The 6,435-nt window shown below is 42.9% G+C and carries 5 protein-coding genes and 1 tRNA gene; 4 read left to right on the top strand and 2 right to left on the bottom strand.

What is annotated here, in order from left to right; all coding sequences use genetic code 11:
* From ACTF6W_RS11665 to ACTF6W_RS11655, 3 genes are all read left to right on the top strand, one after another.
* A partial coding sequence (locus ACTF6W_RS11665; protein WP_438994721.1) for a type I secretion system permease/ATPase occupies positions 1–1,647 on the top strand: 1,647 nt, incomplete at its 5' end.
* A gap of 4 nt (positions 1,648–1,651) precedes the next feature.
* Positions 1,652–2,935 (top strand): HlyD family type I secretion periplasmic adaptor subunit, encoded by a 1,284-nt coding sequence (locus ACTF6W_RS11660; protein WP_438994720.1) that lies wholly within the window; start codon positions 1,652–1,654, stop codon positions 2,933–2,935.
* 75 nt (positions 2,936–3,010) lie between these two features.
* On the top strand, positions 3,011–4,084 hold the full coding sequence (locus tag ACTF6W_RS11655; protein WP_438994719.1) for a TIGR03032 family protein: 1,074 nt from the start codon (positions 3,011–3,013) through the stop codon (positions 4,082–4,084).
* A 189-nt stretch (positions 4,085–4,273) separates the two neighbouring features.
* Here the strand turns inward: ACTF6W_RS11655 and ACTF6W_RS11650 are convergent, their stop codons facing one another.
* Entirely contained in the window at positions 4,274–5,251 is a 978-nt protein-coding gene (locus ACTF6W_RS11650) for a site-specific integrase (protein WP_438994718.1), read from the bottom strand.
* 98 nt (positions 5,252–5,349) lie between these two features.
* On the opposite strand from ACTF6W_RS11650, the gene ACTF6W_RS11645 reads away from it, so the two are divergent.
* Positions 5,350–5,425, top strand: a tRNA-Ala gene (locus ACTF6W_RS11645).
* 43 nt (positions 5,426–5,468) lie between these two features.
* On the opposite strand, the gene ACTF6W_RS11640 is transcribed toward ACTF6W_RS11645, so the two are convergent.
* Positions 5,469–6,435 (bottom strand): metallopeptidase TldD-related protein (locus tag ACTF6W_RS11640; protein ID WP_438994717.1); only part of this gene is annotated, 967 nt, incomplete at its 5' end.

Genomic DNA, 6,435 nt, shown 5'->3' with positions numbered 1-6,435 from the left:
ATGATTAACGTCTTCTCTTTGGGTAGTTCAATATTCATTATGACCGTTTATGATAGGGTCATTCCAAATAACGCGATTGAAAGTCTTGTAGCGCTTTGTATTGGGATGTTTATCCTGATCGGATTTGATTTTCTTCTCAAGTTTCTGCGTGCCTATTTTATTGATAGCGCGGGGCAAAAAGTGGATTTGACGGTGGCGAAGCGTATCTTTGACCGGATCATGAAATTAAAGCTCGCTTCACAAAAAGGCTCAACCGGAGGGTTAGTGAATACGGTGCGTGAATTTGAAAGCTTGCGTGATTTTTGCACATCTGCGTCTCTTGCGACGGTAGTTGATATTCCTTTTATCGTACTCTTTATCGGCGTGATTGCTTTTATTGGTGGCCCTGTAGCTTGGGTACCGGCCATTGCGGTGCCATTTGTTCTCTTTGTTGGTGTATTTATTCAACCTTTTTTATCGCGCTTTTCAAAAGAGGGTATGCAGCAAGGGCATAGCAAGCAAAGCACGCTTGTTGAAATGGTATCGGGCCTAGAAACTTTAAAAAGCCTTGGCTCAGATCGTTTATTTCATGACCGCTGGGAAAAGGCAGTGGACCAACATTCTAATGTCGGTTTAAAGTCTCGGATGTTCAGCCAAATTGCCATTAATAGTGCAGCATCTGCGCAGCAATTATCACAAATTGGTATTGTTGCTGTTGGTTTTATTTTGATTATGGACGGGGAACTTTCGATGGGGGCTTTGATTGCTTGTGTGATTATTTCCGGTCGCTGTCTTGCACCGCTTGGCCAGTTAGCGAACCTACTAACACGCTATAACCATGCTAAGACGGCTTATGCTGCGCTTGATCATTTAATGGCGGAACCATCTGAAGATGTGTCGGGACGTGATTTTATCCGCCGCGAAAATATGAAGGGCAAAATAGAATTTAAAAACGTGACCTTCAAATACCCTGATCAACCAACCCGCGTGCTTGATAATGTATCTTTCAAGGTTGAGCAGGGTGAAAAGGTTGGCATCTTAGGCAAAATAGGTTCGGGTAAAAGTACGGTGTTGCGCCTTGCGGCTGGCCTTTATGACCCAGATGATGGTGCCATCATGATAGACGATACGGACATACGGCAAATTATCCCTGAAGATGTGCGTGCCAATATGGCAATGGTTTTACAGGATGTATTCCTTTTTTCTGGTACGGTAAAAGAAAATATCACCATGGGACATCCCGATATTAAAGATGAAGACATTTTAAAAGCAGCGGAAATAAGTGGCGTGCAAGAATTTATTGGGGCCATTCCCAATGGATATGACCTTCACTTAAGAGATCGCGGTGAAGGACTTTCCGGCGGACAAAAACAAGCCTTGGCGATATGCAGGGCTCTCGTGCGTAATGCACCAATGGTTATGATGGATGAACCTACCAGCTCTATGGATACAGCTTCTGAACATAAGTTGATTTATAGACTAAAAGAAGAATTAAAAGACAGGACGCTTCTCATCGTTACGCATCGACCCACTTTATTAGAACTTGTCGACCGTATCATCGTTGTTGAACAGGGTAAGATTGTTGCCAATGGACCAAAAGATGACGTGATTAAAATGTTAACCCCTAAGGGTGTAAAGAATACACCTGACATGATGAAAAAGGGGTAGAGACATGCTAAGTGATAAGACAGAGTTAACACCCAAAATTGCCGCGAATGCATTGTTGATTTGTATTGCCAGTTTTTTCGTGCTTTTCATTTTATGGGCTTCATTATCTGAACTGGATGAAGTGACACGTGCATCGGGGCGAATTGTGCCATCTAAACAAATTCAGATTATCCAAAACCTTGAAGGCGGTATTGTAAAAGAAATTCTCGTCCGTCAAGGCGATAAAGTGAAAGCAGGAGACGTGCTGGTAAAACTGGATCGTACCCAGTTTGATGCAGAATTTAACCGTAATGAAGAAGAGTTTCTATCATTGGAAGCGACTATCGCGCGTCTCAAAGCGGAAAGTAACTTTGAAGAGCCTGTGTTTGATGAAAAGTTAATGGCCGAGCAGGAATATATGGTCAGCCGTGAATTAAATTTATTTAATGCGCGTAAAGCTGAATTTGATGCATCTATCAATAGTATTGCAGCGCGATTAAAGCAAATCGAACAAGAACTTATTGAAACAGAGGTTAGTTTGGTGAGTGCGAGATCTGCGAGTGCCCTGGCTGATCGGGAAGTCGAGTTACTTAAGCCGCTGGTAGAACGCGGTATTGAACCGCAGATGGAATTGGTTCGTGCGGAACAACGAAAAATTGAGGCCTCGGGCGATAGTCGTATTGCTGAACTCGGTATTGAAAAAGCAAAAAAATCCGTTGAGGAAGTTAATCTTCAAATTGAAGCGGAGAGACAGAAGTTTCGCGCAAGTGCGCTGATGGAACAGAATGAGGCAGAAACTAACCGCAACCAACTTGTCGACAGTCTTCCAGCCCTTTCTGACCGTGTCAACAGAACCGATGTGCTCGCCCCAACAGACGGGATTATAAATCAAGTCATGGTCAGTACCCTTGGTGGTATCGTTGATAGTGGTATGCCGATTGTTGAGTTGGTACCGCTTGATGATACTTTGCTTGTAGAAGCAGAAGTGCAACCGCAGGATATCGCATTCCTTCGCCCAGGGCAGGATGCAAGAGTAAAATTAACGGCCTATGATTTCGCAAGATATGGTGCTTTGGAAGGGCGTGTCGAAAATATTAGTGCTGATGCGATCCTTAATGATCAAGAGCAATATGTTTATGTCATTCAAGTGCGCACAGAAGAAAATAGTTTGCCATCTGATGATGGAAACTTACCAATTTTACCTGGTATGGTCGCAGAAGTCGATATTCTGAACGGTAAAAAATCAATTATGCGCTACTTGATGAACCCAGTGCTTAAATTACAGGAAAAAGCCTTCCGTGAGAGATAGTATATCAACAATCTGATCTCATGTTTGATCATAATGGAATTTAGGAATGATTTTTACAGAGGATAAGTGTATTCAATGACAACAGAAAAAAAAGTAACCGTAAGCCCGCCAAAGTTCAATATATCTGACGGGTTTGCTCGTTGGTTAAAAGAAGCAAACGGTTCACTCGTCTTTACTGCACGTCGTTTGGGTAAAGTCTTTACTGTTGGTCTAGATGATAAAGATGAAGTTGCTTTCTATGAACGTAGTTATCCTGATCCTACAGGCTTGAGTGTTAATAACTCGACACTGCTTATGGCAGATAAGTTCCGTATCTGGCGCTTTGAGAATGCCCTCACTCCAAACACCCAACACCCTTTTGCTGGTTTTGATGCAGTATATGTCCCTGAAATGATGTATCGAACAGGTAATCAGGATACCCATGAAATTGGACTTCTTAAAAATGGCATGATTGCCTTTGCCAGTACACGCATGAACTGCGTTGGAGGTTGTGCCGCTACTCACAGCATCGCTCCTCTGTGGAAACCTTCTTTTATAGATAGCCTTGTTTATGAAGATCGTTGCCACCTTAATGGTCTGGCCATCGAAGATGGAGCTGTCAAATATGTAACAGCACTCTCTCAAACAAATACTTTTGAAGGATGGCGGGATGTCAGAGCTGATGGCGGTGTCCTTATTGATGTCAGTAAGGGCGAGATTATACTTAATGATTTATCTATGCCCCACTCACCAAGACTTCATGAAGGTAATTTATGGCTCGTGAACTCAGGTACTGGTGAAATTGGTATTGTTGATAGGGTAAATAAGATGTTTACGGCGAGAACACACATCCCTGGTTTTGCCCGTGGACTTCAGTTTATTGGTGATACAGCTGTTACTAGTACATCCAAGATCAGAGAGAGTAAAAGCTTCCAGGATTTACCTCTCGAAGCAAAACTCAAAGATGCCAATGAGGAAGATCAGTGTGGCTTGTTTGTCTTTGATATCTTAAAGGGAGATATTCTTCATAGCATCACCGTGGAGAATGAAACCATTGAGGAGATCTATGATGTTGCCTTTGTACCCGGTATCAAACATATGATGATTGGTGGGCTTCATGATGACCTATCAGAACAAATGATTACCATTGCGCCGACACGTAAAGCATAGCCGTCATATATCATAAATTCTCTCCGATTATTGCGGATCTTTCTTGGCTTATTTTAAGACTCGCTGAGAGGTGAAGCACCTGGGCGAATCCTGCACTACATAAATTTAACTAAAGGCTCTGTATGGCCTCCCCTGGATCAGCAAATGCATAGTCCTGATCTGGCTCTACACATCTGTGATAAAACAGCTCTAAAGAAGTTTCAAAGCAACCTCCTCAGGCTTCAAATGAGTGTACCGTTGCAACATCCTGTAATCACGATGACCGCTAATCAACGCTACCTCAGGAACACTCAACCCCATCTCAAAGAACCTGCTAATTGCTTCATGCCTTAAGTCGTGAAACCTCAAGTCAATAATGCCAGTTCTTTTGATCAGCCTCTGCCAAGCAGACATAAAGCCTTCAGTACTTTTGGAATAAATCCCTTGATGCAATCCTAGGCTGTCTATAATAGCCGCTGCCTTCAGGGTGAGTGGGATGGTTCTTGGATAACCACTTTTGGTGATTGGAATGTATAAGGTTCTTGTCTCAGGATTGAAGTGCTCTTTGGTAAGCCTCAAAAGCTCAGCGCGACGCATTCCCGTCTTAACTGCCATGATGATAACATTCAGCAGGTCGGGTAATTGCCGTTCCTTACAGTAGTCCATCATGGTATCAAGCTCACCGAGTTCAAGTCTTCTATTACGGCTGTCCATTACCTTTGGTTTCTTTACCTTCAGCAATGGGTTCTCATCGATAGGATAATGCCATTCGTCAATAGCAACTTGGAAAGCGTGTCTATAGATTGCTAATTCTCTGCATACTGAAGCAGGTTTCACAACCTTTAGCCGTTCATCTCGGTAATATGCAAATGTTCTTGGTGATACAGCTGATAAACTTAAAGATGCGAACTTATGTTTAATGAAGGCATTAATGAGATAAGTTTCAATTCTTCTACTCCGTTTTCTGCTAACTATTGTGTCCCTGTATTTAAGTAACAGATCAGCCAGGGAGGTAGTTCTTATTTCACTTCTATTTACTTTGACACCACCATTATCTAATTCACGTTCCTTGATCCGAGCCCATGTTTCGGCATCCTTCCTATAAGTGAAAGACTTGGTAAAAGACTGGTGTCCCTTTCTTCTAATCTGCACTTGCCATTTGTTACTTAATTTCCTAATACTTGCCATTATTTAATCTCCGTTGTGGTCGTGCTGTGGTAAGCAAGATTATTTACAGAGTTTGTTATTAATAATATCAATTTAAGTAGTTGAACCTAAAGGGTTTAGGGGCTATAGCTCAGCTGGGAGAGCGCTACACTGGCAGTGTAGAGGTCAGCGGTTCGAGCCCGCTTAGCTCCACCATTATTATAAAACCTGCCTTAACATTATGTTTAGGCAGGTTTTTTTAAAGATCTGTTCCGCCGACAGTTATTCCGTCTAATCTGAGAGTAGGTTGACCAACACCTACTGGAACGGACTGCCCTGCTTTGCCGCAAATGCCAACGCCGTTATCGAGCTTCATATCATTTCCGATGGCTGAAATTCTTTTTAAAGCATCAGGACCATTACCAATTAAAGTAGCCCCTTTAACAGGCACATCAATTTTACCGTTTTTAACTTTATATGCTTCCGTGCAGCTAAATACGAATTTACCATTGGTTATATCAACTTGCCCGCCGCCAAAATTAACGGCGTAAAGGCCGTCTTTGACACCGGATAAAATTTCTTCGGGATCTTGATTGCCACTTAACATGTAAGTGTTTGTCATACGGGGCATTGGCTGGTGAGCATAACTTTGACGTCGGCCGTTTCCGGTTGATTCAACGCCCATCAGTCTTGCATTCATTCTGTCCTGCATATAGCCGACAAGAATGCCATCTTCGATGAGAGTCGTGCAGTTCGTAGCTGTTCCTTCATCATCAATGCTTAATGAACCGCGACGATTTTCCATAGTACCATCATCAACGACGGTCACACCTTTCGCGGCAATTCTTTCGCCCATTAAACCAGCGAACGCTGAACTACCTTTTCTATTAAAATCACCTTCTAATCCGTGCCCAATAGCTTCATGAAGTAATACACCTGGCCAGCCTGGGCCAAGCACGACATCCATTTCACCAGCAGGTGCGGGAACACTATCCAAATTAAGAATGGCTTGTCTAATGGCGTTGTCTGTTTGTGATTTCCAATTATCTGACGTAAGGAGTTCATTATATGTATATCTTCCTCCCGCGCCTTCATAGCCGCTTTCCATGCGGTCGCCGTCTTTTGCAACCACGCTAACATTTAATCTTACGAGGGGTCGGATATCTTTTACGCGGTGTCCACCAGGACGAATGATTTCAACAACCTGCCATTCACCTGCAATAGAA

The sequence above is a fragment of the Pseudemcibacter sp. genome (assembly GCF_965661635.1).
Lineage (GTDB): Bacteria > Pseudomonadota > Alphaproteobacteria > Sphingomonadales > Emcibacteraceae > Pseudemcibacter.
The sequence above is the reverse complement of the archived record's forward strand: the minus strand, read 5'-3'. Positions and strand labels throughout refer to the sequence as shown.

Coding starts and splice junctions, on each gene's coding strand:
- ACTF6W_RS11660 (WP_438994720.1), top strand. CDS start 1,652: ATGCTAAGTGATAAGACAGAGTTAACACCCAAAATTGCCGCGAATGCA.
- ACTF6W_RS11655 (WP_438994719.1), top strand. CDS start 3,011: ATGACAACAGAAAAAAAAGTAACCGTAAGCCCGCCAAAGTTCAATATA.
- ACTF6W_RS11650 (WP_438994718.1), bottom strand. CDS start 5,251: ATGGCAAGTATTAGGAAATTAAGTAACAAATGGCAAGTGCAGATTAGA.